The sequence below is a fragment of the Streptomyces sp. P1-3 genome (assembly GCF_050613155.1).
Lineage (GTDB): Bacteria > Actinomycetota > Actinomycetes > Streptomycetales > Streptomycetaceae > Streptomyces.
Window position 1 is genome coordinate 2,672,196 of record NZ_CP192512.1, and the last position, 16,187, is coordinate 2,688,382.

16 protein-coding genes are annotated in these 16,187 nt (G+C 73.3%); 6 read left to right on the forward strand and 10 right to left on the reverse strand.

Annotation, left to right across the window (positions count from 1 at the left end; translation table 11 throughout):
- Positions 1-63: 63 nt before the first annotated feature.
- Together ACQUSR_RS10995 and ACQUSR_RS11000 are read right to left on the reverse strand one after the other, a co-directional pair.
- Positions 64-657, reverse strand: coding sequence for a DNA-3-methyladenine glycosylase I (locus ACQUSR_RS10995; RefSeq protein WP_431042380.1), 594 nt, complete (start codon positions 655-657; stop codon positions 64-66).
- Positions 654-1,112 carry a DivIVA domain-containing protein gene (locus ACQUSR_RS11000; RefSeq protein ID WP_431042381.1) on the reverse strand — a complete coding sequence of 153 codons (459 nt, stop codon included), beginning with the start codon at positions 1,110-1,112 and terminating at the stop codon, positions 654-656. Before ACQUSR_RS11000 ends, ACQUSR_RS10995 begins: the two co-directional genes overlap by 4 nt.
- Before the next feature lie 162 nt (positions 1,113-1,274).
- Between ACQUSR_RS11000 and folP the strand changes: the two genes are divergently transcribed.
- Complete coding sequence (gene folP / locus ACQUSR_RS11005) at positions 1,275-2,135, forward strand: dihydropteroate synthase (protein WP_431042382.1); 861 nt, start codon at positions 1,275-1,277, stop codon at positions 2,133-2,135.
- A 64-nt stretch (positions 2,136-2,199) separates the two neighbouring features.
- Here the strand turns inward: folP and ACQUSR_RS11010 are convergent, their stop codons facing one another.
- Both ACQUSR_RS11010 and dapE read right to left on the reverse strand, forming a co-directional pair.
- Complete coding sequence (locus tag ACQUSR_RS11010) at positions 2,200-2,949, reverse strand: TIGR00730 family Rossman fold protein (RefSeq protein ID WP_431042383.1); 750 nt, start codon at positions 2,947-2,949, stop codon at positions 2,200-2,202.
- Positions 2,950-3,152: 203 nt separating this feature from the next.
- Positions 3,153-4,223, reverse strand: a complete 1,071-nt coding sequence (gene dapE / locus ACQUSR_RS11015) for a succinyl-diaminopimelate desuccinylase (RefSeq protein ID WP_431042384.1) — start codon at positions 4,221-4,223, stop codon at positions 3,153-3,155.
- Between the two features lie 52 nt (positions 4,224-4,275).
- Here dapE and ACQUSR_RS11020 point away from each other — a divergent pair, with 52 nt between their 5' ends.
- Both ACQUSR_RS11020 and ACQUSR_RS11025 read left to right on the forward strand, forming a co-directional pair.
- Positions 4,276-5,181, forward strand: coding sequence for a hypothetical protein (locus ACQUSR_RS11020; protein ID WP_431042385.1), 906 nt, complete (start codon positions 4,276-4,278; stop codon positions 5,179-5,181).
- A gap of 184 nt (positions 5,182-5,365) precedes the next feature.
- On the forward strand, positions 5,366-5,755 hold the full coding sequence (locus ACQUSR_RS11025) for an ATP-binding protein (protein ID WP_431042386.1): 390 nt from the start codon (positions 5,366-5,368) through the stop codon (positions 5,753-5,755).
- Positions 5,756-5,861: 106 nt separating this feature from the next.
- On the opposite strand, the gene dapC is transcribed toward ACQUSR_RS11025, so the two are convergent.
- Together dapC and fdxA are read right to left on the reverse strand one after the other, a co-directional pair.
- A complete protein-coding gene (dapC, locus tag ACQUSR_RS11030; protein WP_431042387.1) occupies positions 5,862-6,959 on the reverse strand; it encodes a succinyldiaminopimelate transaminase in 1,098 nt (365 codons plus the stop codon).
- Between the two features lie 113 nt (positions 6,960-7,072).
- The gene (gene fdxA, locus ACQUSR_RS11035) at positions 7,073-7,390 is read right to left on the reverse strand and encodes a ferredoxin (protein ID WP_010047804.1); all 318 of its coding nucleotides are present in this window, start codon (positions 7,388-7,390) and stop codon (positions 7,073-7,075) included.
- A 138-nt stretch (positions 7,391-7,528) separates the two neighbouring features.
- On the opposite strand from fdxA, the gene ACQUSR_RS11040 reads away from it, so the two are divergent.
- Both ACQUSR_RS11040 and ACQUSR_RS11045 read left to right on the forward strand, forming a co-directional pair.
- Complete coding sequence (locus ACQUSR_RS11040; protein ID WP_431042388.1) at positions 7,529-8,542, forward strand: GNAT family N-acetyltransferase; 1,014 nt, start codon at positions 7,529-7,531, stop codon at positions 8,540-8,542.
- A gap of 105 nt (positions 8,543-8,647) precedes the next feature.
- Positions 8,648-9,505, forward strand: a complete 858-nt coding sequence (locus ACQUSR_RS11045; RefSeq protein ID WP_431042389.1) for a tetratricopeptide repeat protein — start codon at positions 8,648-8,650, stop codon at positions 9,503-9,505.
- 37 nt (positions 9,506-9,542) lie between these two features.
- Here ACQUSR_RS11045 and ACQUSR_RS11050 read toward each other — a convergent pair whose 3' ends face one another.
- The 4 genes from ACQUSR_RS11050 to ACQUSR_RS11065 form a co-directional block, all read right to left on the reverse strand.
- The gene (locus tag ACQUSR_RS11050; RefSeq protein WP_431042390.1) at positions 9,543-11,870 is read right to left on the reverse strand and encodes a hypothetical protein; all 2,328 of its coding nucleotides are present in this window, start codon (positions 11,868-11,870) and stop codon (positions 9,543-9,545) included.
- A 202-nt stretch (positions 11,871-12,072) separates the two neighbouring features.
- Positions 12,073-12,603 carry a DUF6113 family protein gene (locus ACQUSR_RS11055; protein WP_431042391.1) on the reverse strand — a complete coding sequence of 177 codons (531 nt, stop codon included), beginning with the start codon at positions 12,601-12,603 and terminating at the stop codon, positions 12,073-12,075.
- Entirely contained in the window at positions 12,600-13,484 is an 885-nt protein-coding gene (mshB, locus tag ACQUSR_RS11060) for an N-acetyl-1-D-myo-inositol-2-amino-2-deoxy-alpha-D-glucopyranoside deacetylase (protein WP_431042392.1), read from the reverse strand. The genes ACQUSR_RS11055 and mshB overlap by 4 nt, the downstream gene beginning before the upstream one ends.
- Positions 13,485-13,546: 62 nt before the next feature.
- Entirely contained in the window at positions 13,547-13,741 is a 195-nt protein-coding gene (locus tag ACQUSR_RS11065; protein WP_304463768.1) for a hypothetical protein, read from the reverse strand.
- A gap of 251 nt (positions 13,742-13,992) precedes the next feature.
- Here ACQUSR_RS11065 and ACQUSR_RS11070 point away from each other — a divergent pair, with 251 nt between their 5' ends.
- Positions 13,993-16,185, forward strand: coding sequence for a prolyl oligopeptidase family serine peptidase (locus ACQUSR_RS11070; RefSeq protein ID WP_431042393.1), 2,193 nt, complete (start codon positions 13,993-13,995; stop codon positions 16,183-16,185).
- Positions 16,186-16,187 lie beyond the last annotated feature (2 nt).

Here is a 16,187-nt window from a genome sequence, read left to right on the forward strand (position 1 = left end):
CGCCCCGGTTCGGGAGAAGGCGGGTAGGGGAAGGGTCCGCCGGACACCGCGCGCGGCTCCGCGTCAGCGGGCCCGCGCGTGGCAGTCGGCCAGGTGGTCGTCCACCAGGCCGCACGCCTGCATCAGCGCGTACGCGGTCGTCGGACCGACGAAGCGGAAGCCGCGCTTCTTGAGGTCGCGGGCGAGCGCGACGGACTCGGGTGTCGTCGCGGGCACGTCGGCGGAGGTCCTCGGCGCCGGGCGGCTGCCCGCGTCGGGGGCGTACGACCAGATCAGCGCGTCCAGTTCGCCCGGGGCCAGCTCGGCCGCCACCCGGGCGTTGCCGATCGCGGCGGCTATCTTGGCGCGGTTGCGGATGATGCCGGGGTCGGCGAGGAGGCGGGCGGCGTCCGCGTCGGTGAAGGCGGCGACCTTGGCGATCTCGAACCCGGCGAAGGCCGCGCGGAAGCCCTCGCGGCGGCGCAGGATCGTCAGCCAGGACAGCCCGGACTGGAACGCCTCCAGGCACATCCGCTCGTACAGCGCGTCATCGCCGTGCACCGGGCGTCCCCACTCGGTGTCGTGATACGTCCGGTAGTCCGCCAGGGACTCCGCCTCCAGGCCCCACGGACAGCGCGCCAGCCCGTCCGCGCCCAGCGCCACGCCCTTGCCGCTCACGCGCCCTCCCCCTCGTCCTCGTCCTCAGTCTCCGCCGGAGCCGCGGAGCCGTTCGAACCCGCGGAGCCGTTCGAAGCGGAGCCGTCCGGAGCCATGGGTTCCGCAGGCGGGTGGGCGGGCGGGGGCGTCGCCGCGTGCCGGGCCGCCGACTGCCGGGCCGCCTGCGCACCGGCCAGCGACGCCTCCAGTTCGGCGATCCGCGCGTCGCGCTCGGCCAGTTCCGCGCCGACCCGGCCGAGTATGTCGTCCACGTCCGCCATGCGATAGCCGCGCAGGGTCATGGGCAGCCGCACCGCCTCGATGTCGGCCCGGCCCAGCGGCCGGTCGGCGGGCAGCGGGACGTCGAGCCGGTCCTGCGGGGCCTCCGGCAGCGGGCCGCGTTCGGTGCCGCCGATGACGGCGAGCGTGACCGCGCCCACCACCGCGACGAGCGCGATGAGCAAAAACCAGAACACGACGATCTTCTCCCCGGGGTGCGTGCGGCATCCGTCCGTCCTGATCGTGCCATGCCCCGCACCGCTCACCGCGGGCCCTGTGGACAAAGCGCCTGTGGATGACACGGGCGCCGTGCGCGAGACGGCTAAGGTCGCTGACGGACCACAGGAGAGGGAGTCAGGATGTTGCGGCTGGGACGGCGGGAGTTCGCGGAGCACGAGCAGGTGATCATGGCGATCGTGAACCGGACGCCGGACTCCTTCTACGACCGGGGGGCGACGTTCCAGGACGAGCCGGCGCTGGCCCGCGTCGAGCAGGCGGTGTCACAGGGCGCCGCCATCATCGACATCGGCGGGGTGAAGGCCGGGCCCGGGGAGGAGGTGTCGGCCGAGGAGGAGGCGCGGCGCACGGTCGGTTTCGTGGCCGAGGTGCGCAGGCGGCATCCGGACGTGGTGATCAGTGTCGACACCTGGCGGCACGAGGTCGGCGAGGCGGTCTGCGAGGCGGGCGCGGACCTGCTGAACGACGCCTGGGGCGGGGTGGACCCGAAACTGGCCGAGGTCGCCGCCCGGTACGGCGCCGGTCTGGTGTGTACGCACGCGGGCGGGGTGGCCCCGCGCACCCGGCCGCACCGGATCGCGTACGAGGACGTGATGGCCGACATCCTGCGGGTCACCGTGGGACTGGCGGAGCGGGCGGTGGACCTGGGGGTGCGGCGGGACGCGATCCTGATCGACCCGGGCCATGACTTCGGGAAGAACACCCGGCACTCGCTGGAGGCGACCCGCCGGCTGGGCGAGATGGCGGCGACCGGCTGGCCGGTGCTGGTCTCGCTGTCCAACAAGGACTTCGTCGGAGAGACGCTGGACAGGCCGGTGAAGGAGCGGCTGCTGGGGACGCTGGCGACGACCGCGGTGTCGGCGTGGCTGGGGGCCCAGGTGTACCGGGTGCACGAGGTGGCCGAGACCCGGCAGGTGCTGGACATGGTGTCCTCGATCGCGGGGCACCGGCCCCCGGCGGTCGCCCGCCGGGGACTGGCGTAGCGAAGGCCCGCGCGAGGGCGCGCCGCCGCCCGGGGCCGACCGCACCGGAGCCGGCCGCACCGGATCAGATGCCGATCTCCTTGGTCATCAGCGCGACCGCCTCGTCGACGTCGTCGGTGAGGTGGAACAGCTCCAGGTCGGCCGAGGACGCCTTGCCCTCGGCCACCAGGGTCTCGCGCAACCAGCCCACCAGGCCCTGCCAGTAGCCGGAGCCGAACAGGACGATCGGGAACCGGGTGACCTTCTTGGTCTGGACGAGGGTCAGGGCCTCGAAGAGCTCGTCGAGTGTTCCGAGTCCGCCGGGCAGCACCACGAAGCCCTGGGCGTACTTCACGAACATCGTCTTGCGGACGAAGAAGTAGCGGAAGTTCACGCCGATGTCGACATACGGGTTGAGGCCCTGCTCGAAGGGCAGCTCGATGCCGAGTCCGACCGAGACGCCGCCCGCCTCGCACGCGCCCTTGTTGGCGGCCTCCATCGCGCCGGGCCCGCCGCCGGTGATCACCGCGAAACCCGCCTCGGCCAGGCTGCGGCCGATGCGCACCCCGGCCTCGTACTCCGGCGTGTCGCGGAGTGTCCGGGCGGATCCGAAGACGCTGACGGCCCGGCCCAGTTCGGCCAGGGCCCCGAAGCCCTCCACGAACTCCGACTGGATGCGCAGCACCCGGAACGGGTCCTCGTGCACCCATGCCGCCCCCGGCTGGGTGTCCAGCAGCCGCTGGTCGGTGGTGCCGGGGCGCATCTGCTCGCGTCGGCGCACGACCGGGCCCAGGCGCTGTTCGTGCGGCGCCTGCTCGTCCTTCGCGTTGCCCATGATGTGCTCCCTCCGCGTCGGCCTTCCCCGCCCGCCGGGGCGGGGAAGGATCTTTGGGTCAGCGTAGGCCCGGGCGGGCGACGGGCAACGGAATTCCCGAGGTCTCGCCACTGAACTGCCGGACGGACCGGCCGGCCAGGGTCCGGGACAAGGTCCGGGAGCGGGGTCCGGTACGAGGTCCGGGGCGGGCCCCAGGCACCGGGCTAGCGCGTGAGCCAGCCCCGCAGCCGCTCCTCCGCCTCCAGCACGGCCGCGACCGTGACGTGCTCCTCGCGGGTGTGGGCCAGCTTCGGGTCGCCGGGCCCGTAGTTGACCGCGGGGACACCGAGCGCCGAGAAGCGGGCGACGTCGGTCCAGGCGACCTTGGGCTCGACCTCGGTGCCGACGGCCTCGACGAAGGCGGCCGCGGCGGGGTGGGACAGGCCGGGCAGGGCGCCGGGCGCGCTGTCGGTGAGTCGCACCTCAAACCCGTCGAAGACCTCCTTCACGTGCGCCAGCGCCGCCTCCACGGAACGGTCCGGGGCGAAGCGGAAGTTCACCGTCACGGCGCACGAGTCGGGGATGACGTTGGTGGCGTGGCCGCCTTCGATCAGTACGGCGTTGAGGCCCTCGCGGTAGCGCAGCCCGTCGATCTCCACCTGGCGCGGCTCGTACGCGGCGAGCCGGTCGAGGATCGGCGCTGCCTTGTGGATGGCGTTCTCGCCCAGCCAGCCGCGGGCGGAGTGCGCGCGCCGGCCGGTGGTCTCCACGCGGACCCGCAGGGTGCCCTGGCAGCCGCCCTCGACCTTGCCGTCGGTGGGCTCCAGCAGGACGGCGAAGTCGGCGGCGAGCCACTCGGGGTGCCGCTCGACCAGCCGCTTGAGCCCGTTGAACTCGGCGGCGATCTCCTCGTTGTCGTAGAAGACGAAGGTCAGGTCGCGGTTGGGGTCGGGGACGGTCGCGGCGACGCGCAGCTGCACGGCCACCCCGGACTTCATGTCGGAGGTGCCGCAGCCCCACAGCACACCCTCATCGTCGAGGCGCGAGGGCACGTTGTCGGCGATCGGCACGGTGTCGATGTGTCCGGCCAGGACGACGCGTTCCGCCCGCCCGAGGTTCGTACGGGCCACGACGGCGTCTCCGTCACGGTCGACGGTCAGGTGCGGGAGAGCACGCAGTGCCTGCTCGACGGCGTCGGCGAGGGCCTTCTCATCGCCACTGACCGAGGGGAAGTCGACGAGCCGGGCGGTGAGCCGGGCGGCGTCCAGGGACAGGTCGAGTGCGGAGTTGTCCATGACCGCGACCCTAGCCCGTCGGAACTCCGGGCCCCTCAAGTAACGTGTGCGCGTGCCACCTGCCATCCTCTCCAGCCGCGCCCGGCGCCTGCGCGCCGGTATCGCGTGCGCGGTGCTGCTGGCGCTGGCCGGGTACCTGGTGGCGCATCTGGAGACCGGCGGTTCCGGGCCGCCGCGCTGTGTGGCGCGGACGGACGGCGAGAGCGTGGCGCTGGACCCCGAACAGGGCGTGAACGCCGCCACGATCGTGGCCGTGGCCTCCGCCCGGGGGCTGCCGGAGCGCGCGGTGACGATAGCGCTGGCCACGGCGATGCAGGAGTCGGGGCTGCGCAACATCCGGCGCGGCGACCGGGATTCGCTGGGGCTGTTCCAGCAACGGCCGTCGCAGGGCTGGGGCACCGCACGCCAAATCCTGGATCCGGTCTATTCGGCCGGGGCGTTCTACGACCATCTGGTGCGGGTGCCCGGCTATTCCCGACTGCCGTTGACGGTGGCCGCGCAACGGGTGCAGCGCAGTGGATATCCGCAGGCGTACGCGAAGCACGAGACCGACGCGGCGGTGCTGACCGATGTGCTCACCGGGCGTACGGCGGGCGCGTTCACCTGTCCGGGGCCGCCGGATGACGGAAAGGCCGGTGACACGGCGCGGGTACGGGCGCGGCTGGTACGGGAATTCGGCCCCGAGGTGCTGCCGGGAGGGACCGCGTCCACCGGCGGCACCGGGGAGCACGCCGGCGGCACCCGCGACGTGGTGCTGCCGGTACCGGACACCGGCCGCGGGAACCCGGACCGGCGCGGCTGGGAGCTGGCGCACTGGGCGGTGGCCCACTCGGAAGGGTTGCGTATCGAACGCGTCTCGTACCGCGACCGCGTGTGGTCCGCCGGGGATTCCGGAAAGGGCTGGCGGACCGCCGAGGGCGTTTCCGGGGCCGAAGTGCGCATTACCGTCGCCCAATAGTGCGGCAATTCCCCAATCAGCGCGGAGATTATCCGACCACCCGTTTTCCCGTGCGGTAGATTATCTGATGCATTAACAATTCTTTACCCTCGCGCACCGCAACCTTCGCGCGGTTCACGCGGTATTCACTGCGTCCGGCCGCCGGACATCGCAACATGCCAAAGTCCCTCCGCGAAGGAGCATCATGTCCCTCCCCCTCACCCGCCGGTTCGCCCGTGCCGCTCTGCTGGTCGCCGCGGGCGCCGCTCCCATGGTCGCCGCCGGTGCCGCGAACGCCACCCCGGTGACGCCGCAGGCCCCCGTGCCCGCCGGGGTGAGCGCGGTCGACACCTCCAATGTCGGCGTCGCCGCCGAGAACACCACCAACAAGGTCACGTACGCGGCGAGCGAGGTGGGCCGCCGCACCTTCGGGAACGGCGTGCCCGCCGCGGGCAAGGCCACCGGCAAGGCCGCCAAGCACATCAGCAAGAAGGCGGCCAAGACCGTCGGCAAGAAGAAGCTGTCCACCGGTCACGCCGCGGAAGGGCTGCTGCCGGTCAAGGTTCCGGTCCGGGTGCCGAGCATCAGCGGCTGACCTGCTGCCGCGCCACACGCCAGAACGCGAAGGGGCCCGGGGAGCCGATGCTCCCCGGGCCCCTTCGCGCCTGTGTGCGCGGCCCCCGCACGCCGGTGCGCGCGAGTCAGCTCGACAGCCGCGCGGCCGCGGCCGCCACCCGTTCGTCGGTGGCGGTGAACGCCACCCGGACGTGCCGGGCGCCGGCCTCCCCGTAGAAGTCGCCGGGCGCCACCAGGATGCCCAGCTCGGCCAGCGCGCCCACGGTGTCCCAGCAGGGCTCGTCGCGCGTCGCCCACAGGTACAGCGAGGCCTCGCTGTGCTCGATCCGGAAGCCGTGCCCCTCCAGCGCCGCGCGCAACCGCGACCGGCGGCGGGCGTAGCGCTCGCGCTGCTCGGCCACGTGGGTGTCGTCGCCCAGCGCCGCGATCGTGGCGGCCTGCACCGGGGCGGGCACCATCATCCCGCCGTGCTTGCGGATCTTCAGCAGCTCGCCCAGCACCGCGGCGTCACCCGCGAGGAAGGCCGACCGGTAGCCCGCCAGGTTGGAGCGCTTGGAGAGCGAGTGGACTGCGACGAGCCCCTCGAAGCTGCCGCCGCAGACCTCGGGGTGCAGCACGGACACCGGGTCGGCCTCCCAGCCCAGCTCCAGATAGCACTCGTCGCTGACCAGCAGGACGCCGTTCGCGCGGGCCCAGGCGACCGCGGCGCGCAGCTCGTCCTTGTCCAGCACCCGGCCGGTCGGGTTGGACGGGGAGTTCAGCCACAGCAGCTTCAGCCCGGCCGGGTCCAGCTCGGTTGTCTCGTCGTACGGGACGGGCTCGGCGCCCGCCAGGCGCGCTCCCACCTCGTATGTCGGGTAGGCCAGCCGGGGGAAGGCGACCCGGTCGCCGGGCCCCAGGCCCAGCTGCGTCGGCAGCGACGCGACCAGCTCCTTGGAGCCGACTACCGGAAGCACCTGGGTGTGCGCCACGCCGGTGGCGCCCAGCCGCCGCTCGACCCAGCCGGCGAGTGCGTCCCGGAGCGCCGGGGTGCCCCACACCGTCGGATAGCCCGGGCTGTCGGCCGCTCCGGCCAGTGCCGCGCGGATCAGCTCGGGGACCGGGTCGACGGGCGTGCCCACCGACAGATCCACGATGCCGTCCGGATGCGCCGCGGCGGTCGCCTTGTACGGTTCGAGCTTGTCCCAGGGGAAGACGGGGAGACGCGAAGAGACTGCGGACACGGAGCTTTCTCTTTCTCGTACAGGTCGTCGTCGCACGGGCGAAAAGCGTCGGTCCCGTACGGCTGACGAGGCCGTACGGGACCGAGGCGCCGCACGTGCGCGGGGGCCGTTGCCTAGGCCTGCGGCGGAAGCGCGGCGATGAACGGGTGGTCCCGTTCGATCAAGCCGAGCTTCGAGGCGCCGCCGGGCGAACCGAGCTCGTCGAAGAACTCGACGTTCGCCTTGTAGTAGTCCTTCCACTCCTCGGGAGTGTCGTCCTCGTAGAAGATCGCTTCCACCGGGCACACCGGCTCACAGGCACCGCAGTCGACGCATTCGTCCGGGTGGATGTACAAAGACCGGGAACCCTCGTAGATGCAGTCGACGGGGCACTCCTCGATGCAGGCCTTGTCCTTGACGTCGACACAAGGCTGCGCGATGACGTAGGTCACGCTGTCGTTCCTCCTTGATAGGGCTGGCGGACCGGTTGGCGGCTCCGCCGCGTGGCGCGCGGGAGCGCGGCGTCGTCGATGCCCGCCCCTAGTATCTCCGTTCTCGCGCACCAGACGAACATGAGGGGCTGAGAACCAGTGGATTTCACCGCCGGCGGACGTCTTGAGGTCACGATCAACGCCTCTGACGTGGGCAAACGTGTATCCGTGCGGCGGTGGCGCGATGCCGGGGACGGTACCGAGAGATTCACCGACACCGTCGGCGTGCTCACATCCTGGGCAGACGGCGTGCTCCAGATCACACGGCGGTCCGGCGAAACCGTCCGCATTCCGGAATCCGCGCTGGTCGCGGGCAAGGTCGTGCCCGCCGCCCCGGCCCGTCGCCGCGGCCCGGCGGCGAGCGCGGCGGAGCTGGAACGGGTCGCGGCCCGGGCCTGGCCGCCGCTGGAGAGCGCCCCGCTGGGCGAATGGCTGCTGCGGGCGGCCGGGGGCTTCACCCGGCGGGCCAACTCGGTGCTCGCCCTCGGCGACCCGGGCCTGCCCCTGGACACCGCCCTGGAGCGGGTCGCCGCCTGGTACGCCGAGCGTGGCCTGCCCGCGTACCTCCAGCTCAGCACGGGGGCCGAGGGAACGCAGGAGCGGCTGGCCGGCGAGCTGGAGCGGCGCGGCTGGGTCCGCGAGGTCTCCGTGGAGATACGGATCGCCGCGCTCGCGCCGCTCGCGGACCTGGCCGCCGACACGGAGCACGTCACACTGTCCCGTACGCCGGATGATCAGTGGTTCGCCCGCTATCAGCGCTCCCAGCGCCCCAGCCCTGAGGCGCGGGCCGTGCTCGCCGGAGGGCCCTCGGTGTGGTTCGCCACCATGCCGGGCGAGGAGGGAGAGCCGCCGGCGGCCATCGGGCGGTGTGTCGCGGACGGGCGCTGGGCGGGCTTCACCGCGGTGGAGGTCGACCCTGCGCGGCGCCGCCAGGGCCTGGGCTCGGCCGTGATGGCGGCGCTCGCCCGGCGCGCCCTGGAGGAGGGCGCCTCGGCTGCGTACCTCCAGGTGGAGACGGACAATGACGGTGCCCGCGCGCTCTACGACGGCATGGGTTTCACCACCCACCACCACTACCACCATTGGCGCGCCCCCGAGGGGTCCCGTTCCTGACGGGGCATCCGGCGGGGAAGACTGCGACACACGACGGACAGACGACGGACAGACGACGGAACGTACGGGGACGTACGCGGACGTACGGGCAGGTACGAGGCACGGATGCCAGGATCGCCAGGGACACCAGACGAGCAGCACACCCAGGACCGGCGGCGGCGGTTCGCCGAGGCCGCGCGCGAGGAGCGCCCCGATCTGGCCCTGCTGTGCCTCCTGGTGGGCGCGGAGGCGGATCCGGAGCTCGACGGCGACGCGATCGACGCGGCCGAGATCGAGCTCGACCGCCTGGCGGGGCTGCTGCCCTTCTCCCCCGGCGGGCCGGGGGGCTGGGCCTCGGCGGTCGCCGAGGTCCTGGGTGAACGCCACGGCTTCCACGGCACGCCGGCCGACTACCGGCGGCTGGAGTCCTCGCTCCTACAGGAGGTGCTGCGGCACCGGCGCGGGCTGCCGATCCTGCTGTCCGTGGTGTGGATCGAGGTGGCCCGGCGGGCGGGCGCGCCGGTGTACGGCGTGGCACTGCCCGGCCACTTCGTGGTCGGCTTCGGCGATCCGTACGGGGAGCATGTGCTGGCCGACCCCTTCGACGGCGGGCGGCCGCTGTCCGACGACGACGCGGCGCTGCTGGTCGCGGGCGCGGCGGGCGCCTCCCTGGACGCGACGAGGCTGACCCCGGCCACACCGCTGGAGATCGTGCTGCGGGTGCTGAACAACATCCGCGCCTGGGCCGCGGCCCGCCCCGAACGCAGCGACGTCCAGCTGTGGGCCGTCGAGCTCTCCCTGCTGCTGCCGAGCCATCCGGCCCGGCTCCGCTACGAGCGGGCGCAACTGCTGGTGCAGCGCGGCGACTTCGTGGGCGGCGCGAAGGAGCTGGAGGAGTACGCCGACGTGGTCGCGGCGATGGAGCCGAACGCCGCCGAGACGATGCGGCGGCAGGCACGGGCGGCGCGGGCGATGCTGAACTGAGCTGCCCCGGGTGCCGCGGGGCACCCGGGGCAGCCGGTCAGCTGGGGTCCAGCGGGATCTCGGCGATCCGCTTGGCCGGATCCTTCTCCAGGATCACGCCGCGCAGGGCACCCACGACGTCCGTCGGCTGGACCGGGGTCTTGCCGCCCTGGGCCCGCTCGATGAGCACGCCGTCGAAGATGTTGCCGTAGAGCTGCTTGACCGCTTCCAGGTCGTAACTCTCCTGGAGCTTGTAGCCCTCGCCCTTCGGGTCCTCGACCACCACGACGGAGAGGATCTTCGGCAGCGAGCGGGCCGGGCCGAAGTCGATGGACTTGCCGCCCGCCTTGATGGTGACGAGGCCCGACATCGCGGGCTCGGCGAACTCCTTCATCATCCGGTCGACCTCGGCCTTGCCGATCTTCGGCTGCTTGGTGACCACCGGAAGGGTGACGGCCTTGTTCTCACCGGTCTCGGCGCGCTGCCGGTACGCCTCGGAGACCGCCTTGACGGCCGCGTCGACGTTCAGGCCCTTGCCCGGCTTGCCGTAGACCGCCTCGACCTTGCCCGGTTCGAACGTGATCGTGCCCTCGCGGGCCGTGCCCGACTCGCCCGCCAGCCGCTCCAGCGCGTCCGACAGCTTCTCCTCGTCGACGACCACGGGGTCCCCGGCGGTACGGGTGCCGCCGAAGAGGGATCCGATCACGTTGACGGGGTTGTAGTCGCGGCCGGAGACGTCGCGGACCGTCTGCTCCGTGTCCAGGGCGAGGCCCGCCACGGACGGCTTGAGCTCGTGCTGGTCGCCGTCGACCGAGACCTTGATCGGGGCCTGGGCGCGCTTGGCGAGGCGCGCGTTGAGCTTGTCGACCGCTTCCTGCTTGGAGCTGCCGCCGATGCCGACGCCGAGGACGGTGGTGCCGTTGGGTACGTCCGCGTGGTTCATCACCAGGCCCGCCGCGTACGCGACACCGGCCACGCCCACCAGGGCCGCCCCGAGCAGGACCAGCTTGTTGCGGCCCTTCTTCTTCGCGGGCTTGGCCGAGGAGGCGGAGGCGGCCGGGGCCGGAGAGCTCGGCGGAGTGCTGGCGCCGCCGGACGTGGGGGTCGCGCCGGAGTCGCTCGCGAAGCCCGGGAACGGTGTCACCGGCCGGTTCTCGGCCGGCGGTACGACGGGGATGCCGCTGATCAGCGTCTCGCCGGAGACATGCGCGGGCGCCCCGGCGCCCGGCGCGGACTCGGGGTCGCGGAACAGGTCGGGGCCGACGGTCGGCCCGGCGGGCGGCTGGCCGCCGCCGGTCGTGGCGCCGAGCCCGCCGGACAGCGACGCACCGCCCGGCGGTGTCGGCGGCTGCCCTCCGAGTCCGTCGAACAGCGGCGTGCCGTCCGGCGGCGTGGACGTGTGCGCGCCGAGTCCGGACGCGTGCGCACCGAGTCCGTCGAACAGCGGCGTGCCGTCGGGCGGCGTGGACGTGCGCGCCCCCAGGCCGGGCGTCGGCACCGGCGGCACCGGCATGTCGCCGCCGACCGGGCCCGTGGTCGGCCCGGACGGGCCGGACCGTCCCGAGGGGGCGGAGGGGAAGCGGTTCAGCGGGTTCTGCCCGGTCGCGGCGAGCGGATCCTCGAAGCCGAGGTCCGGGGTGATCGCCGTGGGTCCGGTCGGCGTCGGGTCCTCGACCGGGAAGCCGGCGAAGTCCGAGAGATACGGAAGATCCGAGTCCTGGCCCTGACCGGGCGGTACCGGCGCGGGGAACGCCTGCGTGGTCTCGGGCCCCGCGAGGTCCGGGGACAGGGGGGAGCCGGACAGCGGCGAGGACGAGCCGAGGTGCGGCCCGTCGACGGACGCCGTGGGACCGGCCGGGGCAGCGGGCGAGCCCGCGGCGCCCTGCGGCGCCGACGGCGCGGCAGGCGTGGCACGGGACTGCTTGCGCGGCGCGAACCAGTCGCTGGCCTTCTCCGGCTCCTTCGCCTCCGCCTGCCGGGACGCCGGGGCGGCCGGGGCTGCGGGGTCCTGTCCGCCGCCCGGCACCGCGCTCATCGTCGCCGTCGTGTCCGGGCGGGGCGCGCCGCCGCCCGAGCGCTCCTCGTCCTCACCCGCGCCGGCCGCGGCGCCGTCGTCACCGACCGGCGTCCGCATGACCACCGGCGGGATGGGGCGCGAGCCCGGGATGTTGATCCGGATGCGCGTGGTCAGCGTGGTCTCGGTCTTGGGCTCCTCCGGCTCGACCGCGTCGCGCGCCTCGGCGTCGTCGGCGCCGTCGTACGAGCCCTCCTGCGCCGGGTTCGGCGACGGATACTGGCGGGATCCGTACGGCGGGGTGCCCGACGGGTACGCGGAACCGCCGCGACCCCGGGGCCCGGAGGACGAACTGTCAGATTCACGGCTCAATGCAGGTTCTCCCAGTTAGCTCCGCCGCCCGTCTCTTTCGCGCGATGGGGTTCCCCATGCCGTAGGCGAGGGGAGGCTCGGCGGCGCGCACCACCATACTGGGCACCGCGGACGCCCATGCGGCGACCGCCGGATCACCAGAACCTGCGGGTTCGCCGCACGGCGCCCCGCTTCTGGGGGACGTTACGCCGAAAACGTCGCGTCACTTGGCAAGTCGGGCGGCGAGCCTGCCCGGTTGCGTCACCTTCGGCAGGGTGGCGCACATCACACCGCTGAACATCCCGCCCAGCAGGAAGACATACGACGCGAATCCGGCGGCGAAGACGAAGTCGCCTTCCGGGCGGGTGGCGGTGAGCAGCAGGACGACGGCCGCCCAGGACGCGGCGGGCAGGGCCCCGCCCAGCCGGGTGCCCATGGCCTTCACCCCGCCGTAGCAGAGCGCGACCTGGCCGGCCAGCGCGAGCAGCAATCCGCCGGGGAACCAGCCGTCTTGCACCAGCGCTCCCGCCACGGCCACCAGCACGCCCAGTACGACGAGCAGCAGATAGCCCGCGATCCGCAGGGCCAGGGCGGCACCGCTCGGCGGAGCGGGGGGCGCGGCCCCCTCCCCGCCCCCGCGCGCACCGGCCCGGCCACCGGAACCGGCGCCCGGGCCACCGCCCGAGCCGGTCCGCGAACCGGCACCGGACACCGCTCGTGCGCGCTTCGGCTCGCCGCCCTGGCCCGCCGTCACTCCGCCACCTCCGCGAACAGGTCGCTCTCGACCGCCGCGGCCGACGCACCGCGCGCCAGGCGGTAGTACTCCGTGGTCAGCAGCGGCTGGCCCAGTCCGTTCGACAGCGCGAAGAACGGCTCGCGGACGTCGATCTGGGTGGCGTGGGCGCGCATCGCCGCCGCCTTCGCCCCCGACTGCGCCGTGCCGTCCACAACGGCCGTCACCTCGTCCTCCGTGACCAGCCCCGGCACGTCCTCCGGCGCTCCGATGCCCGGGAAGGGCAGGTCCGCCCCGAGCGCGCGCAGCTGGGCGAAGCCCTCCTCGGCGACCGGGCGGGGAACGCAGTTCCAGTAGATCCTGGCGATCTCGTGCGGGTCGCCGAGGTCCCGGCGGTACGCCCGCTCGGCGGCGAGATCCGCCGCGCGCATCGCGACCCGGTGCGCCTGGATGTGGTCCGGATGGCCGTATCCGCCGTGCGGGTCGTAGGTCACCAGGACCTGCGGGCGCACCTCGCGGATGATCTCGACGAGATACGCCGCCGCCTCGTCCACATCGGCCTGCCAGAAGGCTTCCGGGTGGCTGTTCTGCGGCGCGCCCATCATCCCGGAGTCGCGGAAGCGCCCCGGGCCGCCGAGGAGCCGGTGGTCGCTGACGCCGAGCTCCTTCATCGCGGCGGTGAGCTCCCCGCCGCGGTACGCGCCCAGACCGCCGTCGCGGTCGGCGGTCAGGTGCGCCAAGTCCGCCGGGATGACCTCGCCTTCTTCACCGAGGGTGCAGGTCACCAGCGTGATGTGGGCGCCGCTGGCCGCGTATCGGGCCATCGTGGCGCCGTTGTTGATCGACTCGTCGTCCGGGTGGGCGTGCACCAGGAGCAGTCGGCGGGCGGGAAGGACGGTCATGGGGACAGCCTACGAGCCCGCGTGCGCGGGCGGGGGCCAGGTGAGCGTTCCGCACCCCGCGGCTAGAGCTCGACGTCCCCGATCATGTCCGCGACGTTGGTGGTCAGATCATCGATTGCCGGTGCCATCGACGAGCTGGCGAGGTAGAACCCCAGCAGCACGCAGACGATGGCATGCCCGGATTTCAACCCGGACTTCTTGACCAGCAAGAAGACGATGATCAGCAGCAGCACTGCCGCCGAAATCGAAAGTGCCACAGCGGCTCACCTCCAGGTACGGGACGCGCGAGTCTGATGGTCAACATATAGATGCCACGTAGGTCTTACCCAGTATGCGCAGTGGATCATAACTTTGTGGCCGTCCTCATGAATCGGTGCACGGGAGCATGACAGGGGCGCATGCCTGTTCGCACTTGCAAGTTGAGGGGGCGTCGCACGTGCCGCCCAGGTCGCGGGCGCTCCGACCGGAACTCCCCGAGCGGCGCGCCCGTGAGCCGTAGTCTCGGCATATGACCGGACAGCTCTCCTTCCCCCGACAGCACGCCCGGACCCAGCGGTTCACGCTGGGCGCGCCGCGCGCTGTGACCGTGTCCCCTGACGGCTCCCGTGCGGTGTTCCTGCGCTCCCGCGGCGGCACCGACCGGACGAACCTGCTGTGGGTGATCGACCTCGCCGACGGGCGCGAGTACCCGGCGGCGGACCCCCTCGCCCTGCTGGGCGGCGCCGACGAGGAGTTGTCCGCCGAGGAGCGGGCGCGCCGCGAGCGCAGTCGCGAAGGGTCGGCGGGCGTCGTCGGCTACGCGACCGACGAGCGCGTGGAGTTGGCGGTCTTCGCCCTGTCGGGGCGGCTGTTCGCCGCCGACCTGCGCACCGGCGCGGCCCGTGAACTGCCCGTGCCGGGCCCGGTGGTGGACCCGCGCCCCTCCCCCGACGGTGCCCGGATCGCGTACGCGGCGCGGGGCGCGCTGCGCGTGGTGAACGCCGACGGAAGCGAGGACCGCGCGCTGGCCGAGCCGGAGGGCGGAACCGTCGGCTACGGGATGGCCGAATTCATCGCCGCCGAGGAGATGGACCGCAGCCGCGGCTTCTGGTGGTCGCCGGGCGGCGACGCGCTGCTGGTGGCCCGGGTGGACGACGCCCCGGTGCGGCGCTGGTGGATCGCCGACCCGGCCCAGCCCGAGCAGCCGCCCACCGAGGTCGCCTACCCGGCGGCCGGCACACCGAACGCCGAGGTCACGCTGTTCCTGCTGGGCCTGGACGGCTCCCGTACCGAGGTGGCGTGGGACCGGCGCCGCTTCCCGTACCTGGCGCGCGTGCACTGGTCCTCCTACGGGCCGCCGCTGCTGCTCGTCCAGGCCCGGGACCAGCGCAGCCAGCTCTGCCTGGCCGTGGACACCGGCACCGGTCGGACCACCACCGTGCACGCCGACGAGGACCCGGTGTGGCTGGATCTCTTCCCCGGCGTGCCCGCGTGGACGCCGGACGGCCGGCTGGTCCGGATCGCGGACGAGGGCGGCGCCCGGGTGCTGATGGTCGGCGACCGGAGGCTCACCACGGGCGCCCTGCACGTCCGCGGCGTGCTGGACGTCGGCGAGGACGACGTGCTGTTCTCCGCGTCGCCCGACACTCCCGGGGAGGACCCGGAGCGGCCGGGCGAGATCGTCGTCTACCGCGCGTGGTTCGGCGACGGCCCGGGGCCGGTGCCCGCCGCACGGGCGCGAGGCTGGGAGCCGGTGGGCGAGCGCGCCTTCCCGGCGGTGCACTCGGCGGCCCGCGGCGGCGACGTGATCGTCCTGTCCTACGCGTGCCTGGAGCGCCCCGGCACACGGATGGAGGTGCTCCGCGAGGAGCGGGACGAGGACGGGCAGCCGGTGGAGGGGTGGCGAGGCGAGATCGCCTCGTACGCCGAGCAGCCGGTGATCGCCGCCCGTCCGCGGCTGGTCTGTGCGGGGGAGCACCGCATTCCGTGTGCGGTGCTGCTGCCCGAGGGCTACCGCGAGGAGGACGGTCCGCTGCCGGTGCTGATGGACCCGTACGGCGGGCCGCACGGACAGCGCGTCGTGGCCTCGCACAACGCCCATCTGACCTCCCAGTGGTTCGCCAACCACGGCTTCGCGGTGATCGTCGCCGACGGCCGCGGCACCCCCGGCCGCTCCCCGGACTGGGAGAAGGCGATCCGCGACCGCCTCACCCTGACCCTGGACGACCAGGTGGAGGCGCTGCGGGCGCTGGCCGGCAGCCATCCGCTGGATCTGGGCCGGGTGGCCATCCGCGGTTGGTCCTACGGCGGCTTCCTGGCGGGCATGGCGGTGCTGCGCCGCCCCGACGTCTTCCACGCCGCTGTCGTGGGCGCCCCGGTCACGGATCTGCGGCTGTACGACACTCATTACACGGAGCGGTATCTCGGGCTCCCGGACGAGCAGCCGAAGGTGTACGCGGAGAACTCGCTCGTCACGGACGAGGGGCTGTCGGGCGCCGCCGAACCGCACCGGCCGATGATGATCGTCCACGGGCTGGCGGACGACAACGTGGTGGTGGCGCACAGCCTGCGGCTGTCCTCGGCCCTGCTGGCGGCGGGCCGCCCGCACGAGGTGCTGCCGCTGTCCGGGGTCACGCACATGACGCCGCAGGAGCAGGTTGCGGAGAATCTGCTCCTGCTCCAGGTGGACTTCCTCAAGCGGTCGCTCGGGATGGTCCGGTAACG